We start from the raw sequence: 22,074 nt of genomic DNA, 5'->3' as shown, positions 1-22,074 counted from the left end.
ATTGCGAGATTGCCGAAGTACTCTATAGTTGTACCATGCTCGATCTCGTCATTGCCTATTGGCCGCATATCCTTGCCGTTCTCTCGATTTTGATGGGAACCGTGGCCGCCGTGCATGCCACGATGACGAAGGAGGAGGTCCGCTCCGCGCTCGGTTGGGTCGGCGTCATCGTCCTGTCGCCCATCGTCGGCGCGGTCATCTATGCCATTGCCGGCATCAACCGCATTCGCCGGTCCAACATCACGCAGCAGCGGTCCTTCATGCAGGACGAGATCATGGATCGCGTGGCGCGTCTGGATGCCAGCGGCGAGACGATAGCCGCGCGCTTCGGACGCCGGTTCGAGGCGATGAAGACGCTGGGCGACCGGGTGACGCGCCATGCGCTGACGACTGGCAACGGCATAGAGCCGCTGGTGACGGGGGATGCCGCCTATGCCGCCATGCTGGAGGCCATCGACGAGGCGAAGCGGTCGATCATTCTCGAAACATATATTTTCGACAATGACAGGATCGGCGCCCGTTTTGTCGCGGCGCTCGAAAGGGCGAAGTTTCGCGGCGTGGAGGTGCGGGTACTGGTGGATGCGGTGGGTGCGCGTTATTCGGTGCCGAGCATCCTGCCGACGCTCCGGGAAAAGGGCATCGTCTGCGATGTCTTCAACGGCAATGTCATCATGGGGCTGCGGCTGCCCTATGCCAATCTGCGCACCCACCGCAAGATCCTCGTGGTGGACGGGCGCATCGCATTCAGCGGCGGCATGAATATCCGCGAGGGTTTCACCCAGGAATTCGGCGGCGAAAGCCAGTCGCACGACACGCATTTCAAGATCACCGGGCCGGTCGTATCGGATTTTTTCTCCATCGCGGCGGAGGACTGGCGTTTTACGACAAGGGAGCTTCTGGATGCGCCGGTCTGGGATATCGCCATTCCCGATGGCGTGCCGGGCTCGCAGATCGTTGCCCGCGTCTGCTCCTCCGGGCCGGACAAGAGCATCGAGACCAGTCACAAAATGCTGATGGGTGCGTTTTCCGTTGCGCGCTCCTCCATTCTCATCATGTCGCCCTATTTTCTCCCCGATCGGGAGCTTATTTCGGCGCTCATAACCGCAGCAAGGCGGGGAGTCGTGGTGGATATCATCGTGCCGAAAAGCAACAATCTGGTGCTTGTGGACAGGGCGATGACGGCGCAGTTCGACCAGATGCTGAAGAATTACTGCCGCATCTGGCGGGCGACGGGGGCTTTCAATCATTCCAAGCTTCTGGTGATCGACGGGCGCTGGAGCTACATTGGCTCTTCCAATCTCGATCCGCGTTCGCTGCGATTGAACTTTGAGATCGATCTCGAAGTTATGGATGAGGAATTCGCCGCGACAATCGGCGAGCGCATCCGGGATGCACGGGCAACCGCCTTGCCCGTGCGGCTCAGCGAACTGAATGCGCGGCCATTCGTTGTCCGTTTTGTGGAGCGTGTCCTGTGGCTCGCTTCGCCTTATCTTTAGAGTGCGGTGCGTCCGGCAGGGCGCTGCGCGAGACCGGAGGCATCGACGCGTGAAAAAGAACGGTTTGCTGGATGATGAAAAAACGGCTTTGACGAAAAACACCAGCCTGTCCGCCTTCGTCATGCAGTCGCTGCGCGACCGCCGCCAGCGCCAGAATGTGGCGCCAGCGACGAAAGATCATTCCTTCCCCGTCATCGCCTCCTACAATGTGCATAAATGCGTCGGCCGCGACCGCAAGTTCGACCCCGATCGCACCAGCCGCGTCATTCAGGAAATCGGCGCTGACATCATCGCCCTTCAGGAAGCGGACAGCCGTTTCGGAGAGCGTACCGGCCTGCTCGATCTCGCGCGGCTGGAGCGGGAAAGCGGCCTTATCCCCGTGCCCGTGCAGGCCGGCGTGAAGGCGCATGGCTGGCACGGCAATGTCGTGCTGTTCAAGGAAGGGGCGGTCAGGGATGTGCATACGCTGAAATTGCCGGGGCTGGAGCCGCGCGGCGCGCTCGTCGTGGAGCTGGATCTGAAACGCGGCGGCACGCTACGGGTCATCGCCGCCCATTTCGGGCTTCTCAGACATTCCCGCGCCCAGCAGGCGAAAGCATTGATCGGCCTTCTGGAAGCACGCAACGAATGCGCGACCATCCTCATGGGAGACCTGAACGAATGGCGTCTCGGCAACGGGTCGTCGCTCAATACGTTCCGGGATGCTTTTGGCGCTTTGCCGCCGGCGGTGCCGAGTTTTCCGTCGAACCTGCCGGTGCTGGCGCTCGACAGGATCATCGCCAATCGTGAAGGGTTGATCGAGCAGGTGGAGGCGCATGACAGCGCACTGGCGCGCATCGCCTCGGATCACCTGCCGCTGAAGGCCGCGGTGCGGACCGACCTGCTTCCGGCCTGATACCGCTGCGGATGATATGCCGCAAGCAGGAGACCAGAGCCAGGGAAGGGGTAAAGCCGTTACGCTGCCGTTAGATGGCTGCGCGAACGGGCTTCCAGCAACGATGTGCGAATGGCTTCCATCAGCCGCTCACGGTTGTTTCTGGTCTTGCTTCTGTCCAGGTTCTGCGCGGAAAGCGCCAAATCCAGACCTTCATGCATCACGATCGAATAGGCAACGGTCGTTGCCCAGTTTTCGTATTCCTGCTCCATCATGCAGCCCCTGAACTAAATCATTTAGTCCGAATCACCCTGTTCTTGAGAATTTACCACAAAATACAAAGCATAAAATAGCATCGTTTCTTGCCGCTCCGTCGAGTTGGTTTGGATATATTGATTTTTGACAGATTCAATGCGGGACAATATAGGCGATTTTCCCGCTTAAGCATTTGAAACTGATTCTATTTCAGTGGAGTCGCATAGACATTTTCAGCCAAAAAAACGCCGCGCATCGGGGGATGCGCGGCGGGCTTGCTTCGAAGGTGGCGGTGGATGGGAGTGCGGTCTCAGCCGGCCTTTTCGAGCTTGTAGTCGGAATTGGCCGGTTCTTCCTGCTTGTGCTGGATGAGCGGACGATTGCCCGCCAGCCTGCGCACCAGCACGTAGAAGACCGGTGTCATGAAGATGCCGAAGAACGTTACGCCGATCATGCCGGAGAACACCGCGACACCCATGGCCGCACGCATTTCCGCACCTGCACCGGTGGAGACGACCAGCGGCACCACGCCCATGATGAAGGCGAGGGAGGTCATCAGGATCGGGCGCAGGCGAAGCCGGCTTGCCTCGATGGCCGCCTGAAGCGGCGTTCGTCCTTCGAATTCCAGCTCCCGGGCGAATTCCACGATCAGGATCGCGTTTTTCGCCGAGAGACCGACAAGGACGACAAGGCCGATCTGCGTAAAGATGTTGTTATCCCCTCCTGTCAGCCAGACGCCCGTGAGGGCCGCAAGCACACCGAGCGGGACGATCAGGATGATCGCAATCGGCAAGGTGAGGCTTTCATATTGCGCGGCGAGCACGAGATAGACGAGCAGCAGCGCCAAGGGGAAGACCACGATGCTGGAATTGCCGGCCAGAATCTGCTGGTAGGTCAGGTCCGTCCATTCGTAGTCGACGCCTGCGGGCAGGGTTTCGGCAAGGATTTTTTCAATCGCCGCCTGCGCCTGTCCCGAGGAGAAGCCCGGTGCCGGACCGCCGTTGATATCGGCCGCAAGGAAGCCGTTATAACGGTTGGTGCGCTCCGGCCCCGTCGTCGCATTTACCTTCAAGAGCGTCGACAGCGGGATCATTTGACCCGATGCGGAGCGAACCTTCAGGCGGCCGATATCTTCGGCATGGGCACGGAACTGGGAATCCGCCTGAACCCGCACGCTGTATGTCCGTCCGAAAGCATTGAAGTCGTTGACATAGAGCGAGCCGAGATAGATCTGCAGCGTCTGGAAGACGTCGCTGACGGAAACGCCCAGCTGTTCCGCCTTGGCGCGGTCGAGATCGGCAAAGAGCTGCGGCACGTTGATCTGATAGCTGGAGAAGATGCCCGCAAGTTCCGGCGTCTGATACGCCTTGCCGATCACTGCCTTCGTCGCTTCATCCAGCGTCTGGTAGCCGTAGCCGGCGCGGTCTTCGATCTGCAGCTTGAAGCCGCCCGTCTGGCCGAGACCGTTGACCGGCGGCGGCGGGAACATGGCGATGAAGGCATCCTGAATGCCCGCATATTTCTGGTTCAGCTGCATGGCGATGGCGCCGCCGGACAGTTCCGGCGTCTTGCGCTTTTCGAAGTCATCGAGAACTGCAAAGACGATGCCGGAATTGGAGCCGATGGTGAAGCCGTTGATCGACAGGCCGGGGAAGGCGATGGCGTGGCTGACGCCGGGTGTTTCCAGGGCGATGTCGCTCATCCGCTTGATGACGCTTTCGGTGCGGTCGAGCGTTGCGCCGTCCGGAAGCTGGGCGAAGCCGATCAGGTACTGCTTGTCCTGCGCCGGCACGAAGCCGCTCGGGACGGTGGTGAACATGCCGTAGGTGGCGGCCACCAGCGCCATATAAACCATCATGACAAGGCTCTTACGCGTCACCAGCCCGCCCACGGTCTTGCCGTAGCCGTTGGAGGCCGCACCGAAGGCGCGGTTGAAGCCGCGGAAGAACCAGCCGAGGATTTTATCCATGAAGCGGGTCAGCCAGTCTTTCGGTGCGCCGTGTTCCTTCAGCAGCAGGGCTGCAAGAGCGGGCGACAGCGTCAGCGAGTTGATCGCCGAAATGACGGTTGAGATGGCGATGGTCAGTGCGAACTGCCGGTAGAACTGGCCGGACAGGCCGGAGATGAAGGCAAGCGGCACGAAGACGGCGACCAGAACCAGCGCAATTGCGATGATCGGGCCGGAGACTTCGCGCATCGCCTTATAGGTGGCGTCACGCGGCGACAGCCCGTTTTCGATGTTTCTCTCGACGTTTTCGACGACCACGATCGCGTCATCCACCACGATGCCGATGGCGAGCACGAGCCCGAACAGCGTCAACGCGTTGATGGAGAAACCGAAGGCATACATGACGGCGAAGGTGCCGATGATCGAGACCGGAACGGCGATCAGCGGAATGATCGAGGCGCGCCAGGTCTGCAGGAAGAGGATGACGACAAGCACCACGAGGCCAACGGCCTCGAGGAGTGTATCGACAACCTTTTCGATGGAGGAGCGCACGAATTTCGTCGTGTCGTAGACGATTTCGTATTTCACACCGTCAGGCATTGCCAGCTGCAGATTGTCCATCGTGGCGCGGACATTGTCGGCGATTTCGATGGCGTTGGAGCCGGGTGCCTGAAGCACCGCGACAGCCACGGCGGGTTCGCCGTCGAGCAGCGAGCGCAGCGTGTAATCGGCCGCACCGAGTTCGATGCGGGCGACGTCACGCAGGCGGGTGATTTCACCATTGGCGCCGCTCTTGACGATGATGTTGCCGAATTCCTCCGGCGTGGTCAGACGGCCCTGGGCATTGACGTTGAGCTGCAGGTCGACGCCGTTCGGGCTTGGGGAAGCGCCGATGACGCCGGCAGCGGCCTGCACGTTTTGCTGGCGGATGGCGTCGGAAACGTCGCTGGCTGCCAGATCATGCTCGGCGACCTTCTGCGGATCGAGCCAGACGCGCATAGAATAGTCGCCTGCGCCGAAGACCTGCACCTGGCCCACGCCTTCGATGCGGGCGAGGCGATCCTTGACGTTCAGCGTCGCATAGTTGCGCAGATAGGTGATGTCATAGGCGTCGGTCTTCGAGACGAGGTTGACGACCATGATGAAGTCGGGCGAGCTCTTGACGGTGGTGATGCCGAGTGCGCGCACTTCCGCCGGCAGGCGCGGTTCGGCCTGCGACACGCGGTTCTGCACCAGCTGCTGCGCCTTGTCGGGATCGGTGCCCAGCTTGAAGGTCACGGTCAGCGTCAGCACGCCGTCGGACGTCGCCTGGCTGCCCATATAGAGCATGTCCTCGACGCCGTTGATCTGTTCTTCCAGCGGTGTCGCGACGGTTTCGGCAATAACGGTCGGGTTCGCGCCGGGATAGGTGGCGCGGACGACGACGGATGGCGGAACGACTTCGGGATATTCCGAAATCGGCAGGGCGCGCATGCCGAGAAGGCCTGCCACCACAATCAGGATCGACAGAACGCCGGCGAATACCGGCCTGTCGACAAAAAATCTGGAAATATTCATATCCAGTCCCTCTCCGGGTCTTTGGGAATGCGAAGGCCGTTCCGGCGGCAATCCTGCCGCCGGTGAAGGCCGGTTCTGTCTGAAGGGGCGTCTCGCGAAAGCGCGGGACGCTTGCTGATCAAAGAGGCGGGTTACTGCGAAGCAGCAACCTTGTCTTCCGCCTGCGGTGCGATGGTCGCGCCGGGGCGAATGCGCTGCAGACCGTTGACGACGATCGTATCACCGGCGGCGAGGCCGCTTTCTATGATGCGCTGGCCATCGGCCGGTGCGCCCGGCTTGATCTGGCGATAGCTCACCTTGTTTTCGGCATCGACCACGAAGACGAAACGCTTGTCCTGATCCGTGCCGATGGCCCGGTCGCTGATGACGATGCGGTTCTCCGGCTTCGGTTCACCCATGCGTACCCGCACGAACTGGCCCGGAATGAGCCTGCCGTCCGGATTTTCGAAGACGGCGCGGACACCGATGGTGCCGCTTGCCGAATCCACCTGGTTGTCGATCAGGTGCAGCGTGCCCTTGATCGGCGTGCCCTCATCCGAAAGCGTGCCGATTTCCACCGGGATCTGTTCGAGGGCGGGCAGGGCGCCGTCCGTCTGCGGCAGTTCGGCAAGCGCCTTGGCCACGACGCCTTCGCTGGCGTTGAAGCTGGCATAGATCGGGTTGACCGATACCAGTGTCGTGAGCGCCGGCGAGGTCGAGCCGGCGGCGACGAGGTTGCCGGCGGTGATTTCGATACGGCCGACGCGGCCGGAAACCGGGGCGAGGATTTCGGTATAACCGAGATCGAGCTGAGCCGTGGTCAGGGCTGCGCGGGCGGCGCGAAGCTGGGCTTCGGCATCCGCAAACGAGCTTTGACGCTGGTCGAGATCGCTCTGGGAGATGGTGCGATTGTCGGAAAGCCTGCGGCCACGGTCGAGTTCCGTTTTGGCAAGGCTGACCTTGGCTTCGGCCGAAGCAACCTGTCCTTCAGCGCCTGCAACGGCGGCCTGATAAGGGGCCGGGTCGATGGTGAAGAGAGGATCGCCTTCCTTTACCAGCGCGCCTTCGCGGAAATGCACGGCCTTGATCTGGCCGGCGACGCGGGAGCGGATCTGCACCCGGTCAACGGCTTCGAGACGGCCGGAAAACTCTTCCCAGCGCATGACGTCGCGGCTTTCCACCTTGGCGACGGTGACCGGGATCGCCGGCGTTTCGGCAGGCGTGGAGGCGGCCGTTGCATCGCGGCTGGTGGGGAGGTCGAAAAACAGTGCTGCTGCTGCAACGGACATGGCAAGTCCGATGCCGGCGCCCGTCAGGGCCCGGCGCTTTGTGTTCAGCGTCATGGGTATCTCCTTGGCCCCCGATCGGGAGCAGGTCGTTCATAAATAAATGCGAATTTTCAGTGTTTCAACTGGTCAACGAAGGTCTTGAACTCCGAACAGACGGATGAGACCCATCCGCCGCCCTCTCCTTGATAAAGCCCCGTCCAGCCGACGCCGGCGGGGAAAACATGCTGCCGGACGCTGACACCGGAGGCGATGAGTCTGTCGGCATAACCGACCGTTTCGTCGCGCAGAGGGTCGTCCTCGGCGGTAAAGATCAGCGCCGGCGCCACCCGGTTCAGCCGCGTGCACTGGCAGGGTGCGGCATAGGGGTGGAAAAACCCGCACGCCTTGGCAAGGTAATGGCTCCAGCCATCGGCCCAGCGCTGGCGCATGCCGATCCTGTCCGCGTCGCGGAAGGATTCCGTCGTCATCATCGGGTCGATCATGGGCGACAGAAGAATCTGGCCTGCGAGTTTGCCCGGCATGCGGTCACGGGCCTTCAAGGCAAGCCCCGCCGCCACATTGCCGCCAGCCTCTTCGCCGGCCACGAACAGCAGCGATTTCGCGCCGCCATAATGCTTGCGGTCCCGGCTCAGATGATCGAGCGCCTCATAGGCGCAATCGATGACCATCGGAAACTCGTTGCCGGACGGCTTGCTATAGTCGGCTTCCACGACCACTGCGCCGCTTTCCGCAAGCGCGCGGGCCACCGGAAGCTCGGGGCAATTGCCGCCCGGCTCGAGACCGGGTTCCAGAAACGATCCGCCGCGCAGATAAAGCACGACAGGCGGATGGCTGCAGAGGCAGGAACCTTCATAACGGCGCACGGAGAGCTTCGACGCGGACGTCTCGCTACCCATATTTTCCCAATGCGCGTTCATGACTCCAGATCCTTTGCGCCGCCACTTGAAGCGTGTTGCGATCCTTCGGATACGCTCCTGCGCTTTAAGTTTTTATCTTGCCGCATGTCGTCACCGCAAAACCGCAACGCACTTTTGCGCGACATGCTTGAAGGCGGATCATATTGCAAAATCTGAAATCCATATTATTGTTCGGATCGAAACGATCAAGCATGCAAATTTGAAAACACTATTCCGAAATAACGGATAATCATATCTCCGAGGCAGTGAATGGATCAGCTCTCCGCCATGCGGGTTTTTACGCGGGTCGTGGAAACCGGCAATTTCAGCCGCGCCGCCACCGCGCTGAACATGCCGAAAACCACTGTTACCAATATGGTGCAGGCGCTGGAGGCGCATTTGCACACCACACTTCTTAACCGCACCACGCGCCGGGTGATGCTGACAACGGACGGCGCTCTCTATTATGAGCGGGCCTCACAGATTTTGTCGGAAATCGAAGAACTTGACGGTAGCATGTCCAGCGCGCAGGTGCAGCCCTCCGGCCGGTTGCGGGTGGAAATGGCCGGTGTCTTCGCGGACTTGGTGGTTATCCCACATCTTTGCGAATTTTACCAGCGTTATCCGCAAATCCGTCTCGATCTCGGTGTCGGCGACCGTCTGGTCGACTATATCGCGGAGAATGTCGACTGTGCGCTGCGGGTCGGCGTGCTGCGCGATCAGTCGCTGATTGCCCGTAAAGTCGGCGAACTCCGGTTCGAGACATTCGCCTCTCCGTCCTACATCGAAAATTTCGGCATGCCGCAAGAACCGGAGGATCTGGAGAAGGAGCATTATTCGGTGGGCTACCTCAATGCCACCACCGGCCAGATCATGCCGGCCTCCTTCGACAACGGCGTGCGCAGCGTCGAGCTGACCCCGAATTATGTCGTCTCGGTCAATGACAGCCGCACCTATCTCAATGCGGCGCTGGCCGGCATGGGCATCGTGCAGCTTCCCGTCTTCATGGTGAAGGATGCGCTTTCGCGGGGAGAACTGGTGCCGGTGCTCTCCGAATGGCGGCGCGAGGCCATGCCGATCTATGTGGTCTATCCCCAGACCCGGCATGTAACCAACAAGGTCCGCGTTTTTGTCGACTGGCTGGCCAAGCTGGTGCACGGCCTGGTGTGAGGCGGCCAGTCACCGCCCGACCCTTGCTGCGACAAAATCGATGAAGGCGCGAACGCGGGCGGCCAGGTGTTCGTGGCCGGCATAAACCGCGTGGATCACTTCCATCTCCTCGGCATTATAGTCTTCCAGAACCGGCACGAGCAGGCCCGCCTCGATGTCCGGCTCGATATGAAATTCGCCGACCCTTCCCAGCCCCAAGCCCGTCAGGCAGAGCCTTCGCATGGCCATGCCGCTGTTGACCGAGACATTGCCCGTTACGGGCAGTCGGTAGACCTCCGTAGAACCGGGGTTGCGAAACGGCCATTCGTTGAGGCTGCGGCTGAAATTGAAGCTGAAGCAATTGTGCCGCGCCAGATCCTGCGGTGTTTCCGGCATGCCGTGTCGTTCGATATAGGCGGGGGAGGCGACGATGACGCGACGGACTTCCTTCAGCTTTCTCGCCTTCAGGGATGAATCTCCCATGGCGCCCGAGCGGATGGCGATATCGGTGCGTTCCTCGATCAGGCTGATGACGCCGTCGGTCAGCGAGATATCCAGCTCGATTTCCGGATAAAGCGACAGGAATTCCGGCGCAAGCGGCAGGAGATAACGTTCGCCGAAGCCCAGCGTGGCGTTGACGCGCAAAAGGCCGCGCGGCACCACCTTGCCGCCGCTCGCCACGATCTGCTCGGTCTCGGCTATGTCGGCGAGAATGCGCCTTGCCCGCGCAAGATAGACTTCGCCCTCCGGTGTGAGCGTGACAAGCCGGGTGGAGCGGGCAAGCAGCCGGGTGCCGAGGCGGTCTTCGATGCGTGTGACAAGCTTGCTCACCGCCGAAGGTGAAAGCTTCAGCCTGCGCCCGGCGGCGGAAAAACTGCCGAGTTCCGCCGCCGCCACAAAGACTTCCATTTCTCCGGCTCGATTGTCCATCGCCGCACCACCTGTGAAATCAATTCAAAGGTATTTATCCGACCTTGTCGATTATCATGCAAGTCTCCTTCGCCCATATTGCGTCCATAGATTTGATCCAACCGGACGGCGTCGCTGTCCAGAACGCCCGCGATCCCGCTCCGGGCGAAGAGGTATTCGTCATGCCATTGGCCATATTTGCCCTGACGATCGCGGCCTATGCGATCGGCACCACGGAGTTCGTGATTGTCGGTCTTCTGCCGACGGTCGCGACCGATCTTCACATCACCCTGCCGCTTGCCGGCCTCATCGTCAGCGTTTATGCGCTGGGCGTCACCTTCGGTGCGCCGATCCTGACGGCGCTGACCGGCAGGATCGAAAGAAAGCCGCTGCTGCTCGGCCTGATGGCCCTGTTCGTCATCGGCAACAGTGCGGCGGCCCTGTCGCCCAGCTATGAGATGCTGCTTGTCGCCCGCGTCATCGCCGCTTTCGCCCATGGCGTCTTCTTCTCGGTCGGCTCCACCATCGCCGCCGATCTCGTGCCGGAAAATCGTCGCGCCTCGGCCATTGCCATGATGTTCATGGGGCTGACGGTCGCCATCGTCACCGGCGTTCCGCTCGGCACCTATATCGGGCAGGTCTTCGGCTGGCGTGCGACCTTCTGGGTCGTTGCCGCCCTTGGCGTCATCGCCTTCTTCGGCATTGCCACGCTTCTGCCGAACACGCTCAAGAAGGCGCCGCCGGCGAGCCTCTTCGATCAGGTCCGTGTTCTCGGCTCCGGTCGCCTGCTCATCGTTTTCGCCATGACCGCGCTCGGCTACGGCGGCACCTTCGTCGCCTTCACCTTCCTTGCGCCGATCCTGCAGGATGTCACCGGCTTTTCGGAAAAAAGCGTCAGCCTGATCCTCGTGCTCTATGGCATCGCCATTGCAGCCGGCAATATCGGCGGCGGCAGGATCGCCAACCATAACCCGGCCAAGGCGCTGATCGGCCTCTTTCTGGCGCAGGCGATCGTGCTGCTCGTCTTTTCCTTTACGGCCTTCTCGCCGGTGCTGACGCTCATCACGCTTGCCGCGCTCGGCTTTCTGTCCTTCGCCAATGTTCCCGGCCTGCAGCTTTATGTGGTGCAGCTTGCCAAGGAACATCGCCCCGGCGCCGTCGATGTCGCCTCGGCGCTCAACATCGCCGCCTTCAACCTCGGCATCGCCATCGGCGCATGGCTTGGCGGTCTGGTGGTGGAATCGCCGATGGGGCTTGCCGCGACCCCATGGGTCGGCGCCATTCTCGTCGCCGTGGCCCTGCTCCTGACCCTCTGGAGCAGCACGCTCGACCGCCGCGCCGCGCTGACCCTGAAAACCGCCTGAACTTTCCATAAAATTCCCGGCCGCTCCCAAGTCGGCCGGGTCACTTCAAAGGAGAAAATATATGTTTGATGTCACCGCAAATGGCGCTTCGATCCCGGCACTGGGTTTCGGCACGTTTCGTATTCCCGGTCCCGATGTGCTGCGCATCGTTCCCCATGTGCTGAAAGCCGGTTTCCGCCATATCGATACCGCCCAGATCTACGGCAACGAAGCCGAGGTCGGTGAAGCCATCGCTGCCTCAGGTGTGGCCCGGGGCGACGTGTTTCTCACCACCAAGGTCTGGGTCGAGAACTACAGGCACGATGCCTTCCTCGCCTCCGTGGATGAGAGCCTGAAAAAGCTGAAGACCGATTATGTCGACCTGCTGCTGCTGCATTGGCCGAACGAGGCGGTTTCCCTTGCCGAACAGATCGGCGCGCTGAACGCGGTGAAGGAAGCGGGCAAGGTTCGCCATATCGGCGTTTCCAATTTCAGCACGGCGCTGATGGCCGAGGCGGTGAAGCTGTCCAAGGCCCCGATCGTGACCAACCAGATCGAATACCACCCCTATATCGATCAGGACGTGGTTATCGCCGCGGCAAAGGCTGCCGGCATGTCGGTGACGGGTTATTACGGCATGGCCGATGGCAAGGTGTTTACCGATCCGGTGTTGAAGGAAATCGCCGCAGGCCGTGGCAAGTCGGTGGCGCAGGTGGTGCTGCGCTGGCTCGTGCAGCAGCAGGGTGTCATCGCACTGTCGAAAACGGTCAGCGAAGCCCGCGTCGATGAAAATCTCGCCATCTTCGATTTCGAGCTTTCGGCCGATGAAATGGCGGCGATCCGTGCGCTTGCCAGGCCGGATGGTCGCATCGTTTCGCCGGAAGGGCTTGCACCCGTCTGGGACAAGGCCGCCTGACAATGAGAGCCGGGGAGGGAGCGCCCTTCCCGGTTTGCCCATGCGTGGGAAGTCCTCGCGCATTTCGCGCGGCGATGCGCGTCACAGCCCATGGAAACGTCGCGTTTCACATCGGGTGCAGTGAAGATATATCTGCATGTTCTGGAAATTTGGAGCGGGCGAAGGGATTTGAACCCTCGACCCCAACCTTGGCAAGGTTGTGCTCTACCCCTGAGCTACACCCGCTCAAATCCACCGGTCCGGGGTAGTTCGCTGAACCGTGGGCCGCCAAGCGGCGACGGGTGCTATATCGCTCAATCGTTTTTGGAATGCAACAGTTTCTTTTGCGGTTTCGGTGGAAATCCGCCTGTCTGCGGATTTATCTGAAATCTGGCGGCCATCACGGGCTGACGACCCGGGAATTTCCGCTGAAGATATTGTTTCAGCTGATTTTTATCTCCCTGTCACGGGGGTGGCGGCCGGCGGGAAGGCCAGAAAATAACCTATTTACATTTGGTTAAAATCTGATTCGACAAGTGATTCGTTCGGGTGTACAAATTTCCTGTCCACGAAAAAATCGAAACGATATTGGGAACGATACTTGGCATATCATCATCGGGAGGATGAGCCTTGTCGTACGCAGCTTTTGAAAGAGTTGGCGCACAATTGTCGCCAGAGCAGATCACCGATCTACAGAATATTTTCGATGGCGTATGTTTCGAGTGCCTTCAAGATCGCAGCAGCCATGTTGCCAATGAGTGCGCAGCGGTTTTGATCCGAAGCGCCCAGCGCGGCATTCTCGACCATGAAATGTTACGCGATATAGGGCTTGCGGTCTTACGTCGGCATTGATTGCGCCATTCCGTTTAAAAAAAAGCGCCCGGGTATCTCGGGCGCTTTGCTGTTTGGGCAGGCGAGAGCCGTTTTCCGCTCAGCTCTTTTCCTGAACATGCGCTTCGAGGAACCACAGCGACTTGTCGAGATCGCGCGAGGCGGCGGTGAAGATATCCGCCGTCGTCGGGTCGCCCGCCTCGTCGGAATCGTCGATTGCCTTGCGGATCATGTTCGCGACTTCGCCATAACGCTCGATCAGTTCGTCGAGATGGTCGTGGATCTTGTAGATATCGGTCGGATAGGCCTTGAGCTTCGTCGTCGACGAGACTGCTTGCAGGCTGCCGAGCGCCGTGCCGCCAAGCTGGACCACACGCTCGGCAATCGTGTCGCCGTGATTGTCGAGCTGGGTGCGGAAAGTGTCGAGAAGTTCATGCACGGCGATGAATTGCGGGCCCTTGAGGTTCCAGTGCGCCTGCTTGGTGATGAGTGCAAGGTCGATCACCGAGGCCAGCGATTCGTTGAGAATGCCGATCACGGTCGACTTGGCGTTGGAAGGCAGGTCGTTCTTCGTCTTGTGCGTCTTCATCGATGTCTCCTGAAGTTGCGGACGGAATGCCGCTTTGGAAAAGTCCGTCGTTTAACGTCCGGGCCAGTGGCCCTGTTCCATGCTAAGCACTGGGACAGCAAAAATCCTGCACAATCATCATGTCATTCGTAAAACAGGCAGATGCGCCGGCCGTCTATCTCATTGACGCGGATCGGCATGTCGTAGATGTCCTTGAGGACGTCCGGACGGATGATCTGTTCCGCCGGCCCCTGATGGCAGATGCGGCCTTCACGCATGGCGATGATGGTGTCGGAATACCAGGAGGCGAAGTTGATGTCGTGCAGCACCAGAACCACGGTCTTCTTCAGCTCGTCGGCGGCGCGGCGCATGATCTTCATCATGCTGGAGGCGTGTTTCATGTCGAGATTGTTGAGCGGTTCGTCGAGCAGCACGTAATCGGTATCCTGGCACAGCACCATGGCCACGAAGGCGCGCTGGCGCTGGCCGCCGGAAAGTTCGTCCAGAAACCGGCCGGCAAGGGTTTCGAGATGCAGATATTCCAGCGCCCGGTCGATATGGACCTTGTCCTCGATGGTGGGGCGGCCCTTGGAATAGGGGTAACGGCCGAAACCGACGAGGTCGCGCACTGTCAGGCGTGAGGAGATGTGGTTGTCCTGCCGCAATATGGAGAGCCGCTTGGCCAGCGTATCGGAAGGGGTTTTCGTGACATCCAGACCGTCGACGGTCACCGTTCCGGCATCCATCGACATCAGCCTTGCGACGATGGAGAGCAGCGTCGATTTTCCCGCACCATTCGGCCCGATGATGGAGGTGACGCCGCCTGCCGGAATGGAGACGGAGACGCCATCAACGACGAGGCTGTCGCCATAGGATTTGCTGATCTGACTGGCGATGATCATCGCGCACCCCGCTTCAAAATAAGACCGATAAAGACGATGCCGCCGAGAAATTCGATGATGATCGAGAGCGCCGTATCGAAGGCGAAAACCCGCTCCAGCACCACCTGGCCGCCAACGAGGCAGATCACGGCAATGAGGATCGCCGCCGGCAGCACATAGGCGTGTTTGCCGTTGCCGGTGAGATAATGGGCAAGGGCTGCGACCAGCAGGCCGAAGAACATGACCGGGCCGACCAGCGCCGTTGAGACGGCGACCAGCACCGAGACCAGCACCAGGATGATGGTGACCGTGCGCTTATATTCGACCCCGAGGCTGATGGCCGTCGCGCGGCCGAGCGAGAGGACGTCGAGCGTGTGCATCAGCCTGAGCCCGATGATGGTCACCACGCCGATGATGATGGCGGAGACGGCAAGAAGCGTCGGATCGATGGAATTGAAGCTGGCGAACAGCACATCCTGCAGCACCGTATATTCATTGGGGTCCAGCACGCGTTGCATGAAGCCCGAGAGGCTGCGGAAGAAGACGCCGAAAACGATGCCGACCAGCACGAGAAGATGCAGGCTGCGTTCCGCGCCGACGAAAAGCCAGCGATATAGCAGGGCGGAAAAGGCGACGAGCAGGCTGGTTTCGGCGAGAAACTTGAGTTGCGGATCGATCATGACGACGGTTGCCGAGCCGAAGACGAAGATCAGCCCGGTCTGCATCAGCACATAAAGCGAATCGAAACCCATCACCGAGGGGGTGAGGATGCGGTTGTTGGTGACCGTCTGGAACAGCACGGTGGAGACCGCGATGGCATAGGCCACCAGCAAGAGTGACAGAAGCTTGATGCCGCGAAACGGCAGCACGAAACTCCAGCTTCCCTTGGCGCCCAGCGTCATGAAGGCGGCCATGGAGATGAGTGCGAATGCCGCAAGCACGAGCAGAACGGCTTTTGCACGCCGGTCAGGATGTCTCTCACGCATGGTGGCGTTTCCGCAGCAGAAGATAGAGGAACAGCGCGCTGCCGATGACGCCGACCACGGTTCCGATGGGTATTTCGTAAGGCGCACGCACGGTCCGGCCGATGATGTCGCAGGAAAGCACGAAAACCGCGCCCAGCGTCGCCACCCAGGGTACCGAGCGGCGCATATTGTCGCCGATCATCAAGCTGACGACATTCGGCACGATCAGCCCGAGAAAGGGAATCATGCCGACGGTGACGACGACGACCGCGCTCACCAGCGAGACGATGGCGAGGCCGAGCGCCATGACCCGGCGATAGTTGAGGCCGAGATTGGTGGTGAAATCGCGGCCCATGCCGGCGACGGTGAAGCGGTCGGCGGCGAGATAGGCGGCGATGGCGAAAAGGAAGCCGACCCACAGCAATTCATAACGGCCGCGCAGCACGCCGGAAAAATCCCCCGTCATCCATGCGCCCAGCGATTGCAGGAGATCGAAACGATAGGCGAAGAAGGTGGTGACGGCGGAGATGACGCCGCCCAGCATGATGCCGATCAGCGGCACCAGCAGCACATCGCGCAGCGGCACTTGCCGCAGGATACGCAGGAAAAGCGCGGTGCCGGCGAGCGCGAAGACGGCGGCCACCAGCATTTTGCCGAAGATCGGCGTATCCGGCGCCAGCAGGGTGACGGTGAGAAGACCGAGGCCGGCGGATTCGGTGGTGCCCGCCGTCGAAGGCTCCACGAAGCGGTTACGCACCAGCATCTGCATGATGAGCCCGGCAATCGCCATCGAGCTTCCGGCCAGTATCAGCGCCAGCGTGCGCGGAATGCGGCTGACGAGCAGCACGCGCAGCGCGTCCGCGCTGGTATTAGGCGAAAAGAGCGTCGCGAGCGAGACATTGCTGACGCCGACGAACAGGCTGGCGATGGCGAGCACCACGGCCAGAATGAGGGCTGATATCAGTGAAAGGGACTTCACGTTGGCGGTTTCCGGAAAAGGCGAAAGCTCCCGGTAGCCTCAAGCCATCGGGAGCCCTGATGTTGTTCGGCAGGGGTTATTTCTTCTCGGAGACGGCCTTGTAGACCTGATCGAGCAGGGTGGAGAGCGCCGTATAACCGCTGCTGACAATATAGGCCGCCTGCGGATCGAGATAAACGATCTGCTTTTTCTTCCAGGCATTGGTCTGGTGCACCAGCTCGTTATCCAGCACCTGCGCGGCGGCCTTGCCGGGGTCGGTGGCGCGGCCGATGCCGGCGTCGCGGTCGATCACGAACAGCCATTCGGGGTTGACCTCGGCCAGATATTCGAAGGAGACGACATCGCCGCGGTCGAAACGGTCGTCGATGTCGGCTGCGACCGGCTTGAAGCCGATTTCGGTATGCAGCCAGCCGGTGCGCGAGCTCGGGCCATAAACGCCGACCTTGCCGGCATTGGTGACGAGGATCATCGCCGTGCCGGAGTTGGGTGCGATTTCCTTCAGCTTGGCCACTTTTTCATCGATGGCGGCGTCGAGCTTCCTGGCTTCTTCCTGCTTGCCGAAGATATCGCCGAGCTTGGTGATGTTGGCTTTGACGCTGCCGATGAATTCCTTGGAATCCACCGACATGTCGATGGCGGGCGTGATCTTCGCAACGTCCGGATATTTCGCCCGCGAACGGCCGCCGACGATGACGAGATCGGCCTCTGCCGCATTGATCGCCTCATAATCGGGCTCAAACAGCGTGCCGACCTTCAGATATTTGCCGTCGGCATATTTCTGCAGATAGGTGGGCAGGTTGGAGCCGACGACACCGGCGGGCTCGACGCCGAGCGCATCGAGATTGTCGAGCGAGGGAATATCGAGAACCAGAACCTTCTTCGGCGCCGCCTTCAGCACGGTTTCGCCCTGTGCGTGCTTGATCGTCATTTCTTCGGCAATTGCCGTCGTCGCGCCGAGGCTGAAGGCCGCTGCCGCCAGCAGCCGAAGGGGGAAGGTGAAGTTGATGGCCACTTAATATGTCCCTTGCAATATGGTTCCGAGCCGGCGGATATGATCCCGCCGGGTTAACTTGATGTTGGCGATCAGCTTTATTGGCAAGGTCGGCGGAAATCAAAATTATGTTTTAGAACGGTTCTGAATTGCCGTGAGCGGGAAAGGGGGAGCCGCGCGTAGCAAGACTCGTTGTGATCGCCGGACGTAGGACGCAGCCTAGCCACGACACCCGTCATGCCGGACTTTATCCGGCATCCAGCCGACGCGCGTCCGCGCGGCGGGAAGGACTCCTTTCAGCCCAAGGACTTGGGCTGGCTGGATGCCGGATCAAGTCCGGCATGACGGTAAGAGTGGTCAGTCGTAGTAGAAGCGGGAACCACATCGAGGCCCATATCTTCCATCAATCCGGCGGCCAGTCGCCGACGATTTCACGCCTCTCCAGTTTCAGCGACCGGTCCGGTTGCACGCGGTAGGTTTCGATCGCCAGCCGTCCGTCGCCCATCACGAATTCATTGCTGAGCGTGCTGCCGATGGGGGACTTGGTCAGTTTGGTGCGCGGCTGTCCGCCATAGGTGATGCTGCCGGGAATGGGCTCGACATCGGGGGCGGTGGTGCAGCCGGCAAGCGCCAGAACCATCATGATCGCAATCGTGCGCATGTCTTTCTCCTGCGGTTGGCGCAATTCTATCATGGGCGTGCGTGCATCACACATCCCGTTGGCGTGAATAAAAAAGGCCCCGTATCCGGAGATACGGGGCCAGTTGCCTTGGGAGGCTCTTGGTTTCTCAGTCCTCGTTGGCGGCAAGCTGCGTCAGCACCTCGCCACGGCCGCGGATACGCATGATAAGCGGGATGATGAAGGCGGCGGCTGCCACGATGAAGAGGCCAACGGCAATCGGCGAGGTGAACAGCACCGTCGGATCGCCCTGGCCGATGGCGAGCGCGCGGCGCAGCTGCTGCTCGGCGAGCGGACCGAGGATGAGGCCGACGACCGCAGGCGCAATCGGATAACCGAAGATGCGCATGATGTAGCCGAGGATACCGAAGGCGAGCAGCATGCCGAGTTCGAAGACCGACGGGTTGGCGCCAATGGTGCCGAGCGTCGCAAACAGCAGGATGCCGGCATAAAGCCAGGGCTTCGGAATGGTCAGCAGCTTCACCCAGAGACCGACGAGCGGCAGGTTCAGAACCAGCAGCATCAGGTTGGCGATGAACAGGCTGGCGATCAGGCCCCAGACGAGCTGCGGATTGGTGGCGAACAGCAGCGGGCCGGGCTGAAGGCCATATTGCTGGAAGCCGGCGAGCATGATGGCGGCGGTCGCCGTCGTCGGCAGGCCGAGCGTCAAGAGCGGAACCAGCGTACCGGCGGCGGACGCATTGTTGGCGGCTTCCGGACCGGCGACGCCTTCGATGGCGCCATGACCGAATTCTTCCGGATATTTGGTCAGCTTCTTTTCGGTGGCATAGGACAGGAAGGTGCCGATTTCAGCACCGCCCGCCGGCATGGCGCCGATGGGGAAGCCGATCAGCGTGCCGCGCAGCCAGGCTTTCCAGGAGCGTGCCCAGTCCTGCGCGCTCATCCAAACGGAGCCTTTCACGGCTTCGACCTTGTCCGGGCCGGTGCTGCCCTGGGCGACGATGAACAGCGTTTCGCCGATGGCGAACATGGCGACCGCAAGCGTCGTCACTTCCACGCCGTCGAGCAGGTCGGGAATGCCGAAGCTCATGCGGGTCTGGCCGGTGAGCTGGTCGATGCCGACGATGGCAAGCGCAAAGCCGATGAACAGCGAGGTAAGGCCGCGCAGCGCCGAATCCCCGAAGGCGGAGGAAACGGTAACGAAGGCGAGCACCATCAGCGCGAAATATTCACGCGGGCCGAAGACCAGCGCCAGCTTGACGATATAGGGCGCGATGAAGGCGAGAGCGATGGTGGCGATGAGGCCGGCGACGAAGGAGCCGATGGCGGCGGTGGCAAGGGCCGGACCGCCTCTGCCCTTGCGGGCCATCTTGTTGCCTTCGAGCGCGGTCACGATCGAGGCGCTTTCGCCCGGCGTGTTGAGCAGGATCGAGGTAGTCGAGCCGCCATACATGCCGCCATAATAGATGCCGGCGAACATGATGAGCGAACCGGCGGGATCGAGCCTATAGGTAACGGGCAGAAGCAGCGCCACGGTTAGCGCAGGGCCGATGCCGGGCAGGACGCCGACGGCGGTGCCGAGCGTGACGCCGATCAGCGCATAGAGCAGGTTCATGGGTTGGGCGGCAACCTCAAGACCGTGCAGCAGGAATTCAAAGGTACTCATGGACAGATGTCCCCCAAGTGGACCCGATGGGCGGGCGGAACGACTGGCTTTTGCGTCATCGCGCGCCAATTGTTCCTGTGATCTCGAATTTTGGTCGGAATGGCTGTTAGAACAACAGCCGTTCCAGAGGCCCGGCGGGCAGCGAAAGCTGCAGCAGCCGCGCAAAGATGAACCAGATGAAGAAGCTCAGGGCGATGCCGATGGGGATTGAATACCAGAGCTTGCGTTTGCCGAAGGCGCGCGCCGTAAAGGCGAAAAGCAGGCCGGTGGCAATGGAAAAACCCGCGACGTTGAGCAGCAACATCTGCGCGGCAAGGCCGGCGACGACCCAGATAACCGGGGCGATTTCCTGTTTGTCGCGTTCGGGAAAATCGCCGCGCCAGGCCTCAACGGCCGTCCACAGCGCCAGGCCGACGAGACAGAAGCCGATGGCATAAGGCACGGTTGCCGGGCCGACCGGCGAATAACCGGTGACGCTGGCGAGACGGGCGCTGTCCCAGAAGATCACGCAGGCGATGATGACGAGGAAGATGGCGATCGCCAGCGCCGCCCAGTCAGGGCGGCGCTTTTGATGCTGCGAAGGGTTGGAACCCTGGCTCATTTTACCAGTCCGATGTCTTTGAGGATGGCGGCGGTGGCGTCGGTATCCTTGGCGAGCTGCGCCTTGAATTCGTCACCGGCGAGATAGGTGTCCATCCAGCTCTTGGTCTTCAGGGTTTCCTGCCACTTGGCAGACTTCACCAGCTTTTCGATGTCGGCATTGACGGCCTTTTCCTGCTCCGGCGTCAGGCCGGGAGGAGCGGCGACCATGCGCCAGTTCTGGACGACGACATCGAGACCGCTTTCCTTCAGCGTCGGCGCATCGACGCCTTCCAGCTTCTCTTCGCTGGAAACTGCGAGCAGGCGCAGCGTGCCGGCCTTTACCTGGCTTTCGAATTCGCCGTAGCTCGAAATACCGGCAGTTACCTGCGAGCCGAGGATCGAGGCAAGCGCTTCGCCGCCGCCGGAGTAAGCGATGTAGTTGATCTTGGTCGGGTCGACGCCGGCCGCCTTGGCAATCAGGCCAACCGCGATGTGGTCGGTGCCGCCGGCGGAGCCGCCGCCCCAGGAAACGCTGCCCGGATCCTTCTTGAGCTGATCGACGAGGTCGCCGATTGTCTTCAGCGGCGAAGATGCCGGAACGACGATGGCTTCATATTCGCCGGTCAGACGGGCGATTGGCGTTACTTCCTTAAGCGTGACAGGCGCGTTGTTGGTGAGGATCGCGCCGACCATCACGTAACCGCCGACGATGAGGGCGTTCGGGTTGCCCTTCTGCTGGCTGGCGAACTGTGCAAGACCGATGGTGCCGCCGGCGCCCGGTACGTTCTGCACCTGAACGCTCTTGGAAATGCCTTCTTCCTGCAGCACGGTCTGCAGGGAGCGCGCGGTCTGGTCCCAGCCGCCGCCGGGATTGGCCGGGGCGATGATGGTGTAATCCGCTGCAACCGCCGGAAGCGCGATCACGCCCGCCAGGAATGTGCCGATAAGAAAATGCTTCACTTGGAAAACCCTCCTCAGGATGCCCTTTTTGGGCGTCGTTTTTCGTTTATGCGGGGGGCTTTTCGGACGCGTCTGCGCCGGCGCTGAATGCTCAGCGTGGGGCCTTGGCAATCCTGGATTTCCTCCCGCATCTTCTTCCGCCTCCACGGAATGAAGAAGAATTGCAGAGCATCACAGAAAGCTGTCATCTAACTGACGCTACGCAAGTCCTTGCGCATTTACTCTCTATTAATTTGTATCGGACGTCTACTATGGCGTGCGGGATGGCTTTGTTTTGCGCCTTTGAAGCTTGCTCCACACCCTCATTCCTGTGCCTGTCACAGGAATCCTGTGTATTGGATTTGTGCTATGTAGAGTGCGGGCGGAAGGCCGTCGGAATCCTGGTCGTTAGAGACCGCCTGCTGGCTTTTGGACCTCCGCC

The 22,074-nt window shown here is 60.8% G+C and carries 19 protein-coding genes and 1 tRNA gene; 5 read left to right on the top strand and 15 right to left on the bottom strand.

Features of this window, described 5'->3' with window-relative positions; all coding sequences use genetic code 11:
- The first annotated feature begins 35 nt into the window (after nucleotides 1-35).
- Together ACQZ5N_RS22430 and ACQZ5N_RS22425 are read left to right on the top strand one after the other, a co-directional pair.
- Complete coding sequence (locus ACQZ5N_RS22430; protein ID WP_031233581.1) at nucleotides 36-1,496, top strand: phospholipase D-like domain-containing protein; 1,461 nt, start codon at nucleotides 36-38, stop codon at nucleotides 1,494-1,496.
- Nucleotides 1,497-1,545: 49 nt separating this feature from the next.
- Nucleotides 1,546-2,391, top strand: coding sequence for an endonuclease/exonuclease/phosphatase family protein (locus ACQZ5N_RS22425; protein WP_174057346.1), 846 nt, complete (start codon nucleotides 1,546-1,548; stop codon nucleotides 2,389-2,391).
- A 59-nt stretch (nucleotides 2,392-2,450) separates the two neighbouring features.
- Here the strand turns inward: ACQZ5N_RS22425 and ACQZ5N_RS22420 are convergent, their stop codons facing one another.
- The 4 genes from ACQZ5N_RS22420 to ACQZ5N_RS22405 all read right to left on the bottom strand — a co-directional run bounded on the left by ACQZ5N_RS22420 (nucleotide 2,451) and on the right by ACQZ5N_RS22405 (nucleotide 8,315).
- Nucleotides 2,451-2,645: a hypothetical protein gene (locus ACQZ5N_RS22420; protein ID WP_003522620.1), complete on the bottom strand. Its 195-nt coding sequence runs from the start codon at nucleotides 2,643-2,645 to the stop codon at nucleotides 2,451-2,453.
- A gap of 290 nt (nucleotides 2,646-2,935) precedes the next feature.
- A complete protein-coding gene (locus tag ACQZ5N_RS22415) occupies nucleotides 2,936-6,130 on the bottom strand; it encodes an efflux RND transporter permease subunit (RefSeq protein WP_020809338.1) in 3,195 nt (1,064 codons plus the stop codon).
- Nucleotides 6,131-6,261: 131 nt separating this feature from the next.
- Nucleotides 6,262-7,452, bottom strand: a complete 1,191-nt coding sequence (locus ACQZ5N_RS22410) for an efflux RND transporter periplasmic adaptor subunit (protein ID WP_003522618.1) — start codon at nucleotides 7,450-7,452, stop codon at nucleotides 6,262-6,264.
- Between the two features lie 56 nt (nucleotides 7,453-7,508).
- Complete coding sequence (locus tag ACQZ5N_RS22405) at nucleotides 7,509-8,315, bottom strand: alpha/beta hydrolase fold domain-containing protein (RefSeq protein WP_003522617.1); 807 nt, start codon at nucleotides 8,313-8,315, stop codon at nucleotides 7,509-7,511.
- A gap of 249 nt (nucleotides 8,316-8,564) precedes the next feature.
- Here ACQZ5N_RS22405 and ACQZ5N_RS22400 point away from each other — a divergent pair, with 249 nt between their 5' ends.
- Nucleotides 8,565-9,464, top strand: a complete 900-nt coding sequence (locus ACQZ5N_RS22400) for a LysR family transcriptional regulator (protein WP_003522616.1) — start codon at nucleotides 8,565-8,567, stop codon at nucleotides 9,462-9,464.
- Nucleotides 9,465-9,473: 9 nt separating this feature from the next.
- Here the strand turns inward: ACQZ5N_RS22400 and ACQZ5N_RS22395 are convergent, their stop codons facing one another.
- Complete coding sequence (locus tag ACQZ5N_RS22395) at nucleotides 9,474-10,373, bottom strand: LysR family transcriptional regulator (protein WP_020809140.1); 900 nt, start codon at nucleotides 10,371-10,373, stop codon at nucleotides 9,474-9,476.
- Between the two features lie 161 nt (nucleotides 10,374-10,534).
- On the opposite strand from ACQZ5N_RS22395, the gene ACQZ5N_RS22390 reads away from it, so the two are divergent.
- Together ACQZ5N_RS22390 and ACQZ5N_RS22385 are read left to right on the top strand one after the other, a co-directional pair.
- Complete coding sequence (locus ACQZ5N_RS22390; protein WP_448734141.1) at nucleotides 10,535-11,716, top strand: MFS transporter; 1,182 nt, start codon at nucleotides 10,535-10,537, stop codon at nucleotides 11,714-11,716.
- Nucleotides 11,717-11,777: 61 nt separating this feature from the next.
- Nucleotides 11,778-12,611: an aldo/keto reductase gene (locus tag ACQZ5N_RS22385; protein ID WP_448734140.1), complete on the top strand. Its 834-nt coding sequence runs from the start codon at nucleotides 11,778-11,780 to the stop codon at nucleotides 12,609-12,611.
- A gap of 150 nt (nucleotides 12,612-12,761) precedes the next feature.
- Here ACQZ5N_RS22385 and ACQZ5N_RS22380 read toward each other — a convergent pair.
- The 10 genes from ACQZ5N_RS22380 to ACQZ5N_RS22335 form a co-directional block, all read right to left on the bottom strand.
- A tRNA-Gly gene (locus ACQZ5N_RS22380) sits at nucleotides 12,762-12,836 on the bottom strand.
- Between the two features lie 685 nt (nucleotides 12,837-13,521).
- Nucleotides 13,522-14,010, bottom strand: coding sequence for a DNA starvation/stationary phase protection protein Dps (dps, locus tag ACQZ5N_RS22375; RefSeq protein WP_059758872.1), 489 nt, complete (start codon nucleotides 14,008-14,010; stop codon nucleotides 13,522-13,524).
- Nucleotides 14,011-14,132: 122 nt separating this feature from the next.
- On the bottom strand, nucleotides 14,133-14,891 hold the full coding sequence (locus ACQZ5N_RS22370; protein ID WP_080850942.1) for an iron ABC transporter ATP-binding protein: 759 nt from the start codon (nucleotides 14,889-14,891) through the stop codon (nucleotides 14,133-14,135).
- Nucleotides 14,888-15,856 carry an iron chelate uptake ABC transporter family permease subunit gene (locus tag ACQZ5N_RS22365; RefSeq protein ID WP_196379560.1) on the bottom strand — a complete coding sequence of 323 codons (969 nt, stop codon included), beginning with the start codon at nucleotides 15,854-15,856 and terminating at the stop codon, nucleotides 14,888-14,890. The genes ACQZ5N_RS22370 and ACQZ5N_RS22365 overlap by 4 nt, the downstream gene beginning before the upstream one ends.
- The gene (locus ACQZ5N_RS22360) at nucleotides 15,849-16,814 is read right to left on the bottom strand and encodes an ABC transporter permease (RefSeq protein WP_448734139.1); all 966 of its coding nucleotides are present in this window, start codon (nucleotides 16,812-16,814) and stop codon (nucleotides 15,849-15,851) included. The genes ACQZ5N_RS22365 and ACQZ5N_RS22360 overlap by 8 nt, the downstream gene beginning before the upstream one ends.
- Before the next feature lie 76 nt (nucleotides 16,815-16,890).
- On the bottom strand, nucleotides 16,891-17,826 hold the full coding sequence (locus tag ACQZ5N_RS22355) for a siderophore ABC transporter substrate-binding protein (RefSeq protein WP_448734138.1): 936 nt from the start codon (nucleotides 17,824-17,826) through the stop codon (nucleotides 16,891-16,893).
- Between the two features lie 382 nt (nucleotides 17,827-18,208).
- Nucleotides 18,209-18,466, bottom strand: a complete 258-nt coding sequence (locus tag ACQZ5N_RS22350; RefSeq protein WP_003522606.1) for a hypothetical protein — start codon at nucleotides 18,464-18,466, stop codon at nucleotides 18,209-18,211.
- A 127-nt stretch (nucleotides 18,467-18,593) separates the two neighbouring features.
- Nucleotides 18,594-20,111: a tripartite tricarboxylate transporter permease gene (locus ACQZ5N_RS22345; protein ID WP_020809148.1), complete on the bottom strand. Its 1,518-nt coding sequence runs from the start codon at nucleotides 20,109-20,111 to the stop codon at nucleotides 18,594-18,596.
- Nucleotides 20,112-20,217: 106 nt separating this feature from the next.
- Entirely contained in the window at nucleotides 20,218-20,712 is a 495-nt protein-coding gene (locus tag ACQZ5N_RS22340) for a tripartite tricarboxylate transporter TctB family protein (RefSeq protein WP_142779697.1), read from the bottom strand.
- Nucleotides 20,709-21,653, bottom strand: coding sequence for a Bug family tripartite tricarboxylate transporter substrate binding protein (locus ACQZ5N_RS22335; protein WP_020809150.1), 945 nt, complete (start codon nucleotides 21,651-21,653; stop codon nucleotides 20,709-20,711). Before ACQZ5N_RS22335 ends, ACQZ5N_RS22340 begins: the two co-directional genes overlap by 4 nt.
- Between the last annotated feature and the right edge of the window lie 421 nt (nucleotides 21,654-22,074).

Source organism: Agrobacterium sp. 22-221-1 (genome assembly GCF_053522445.1).
Note: the sequence above shows the minus strand (reverse complement) of the source record. Positions and strands in the feature narration are given on the sequence as shown.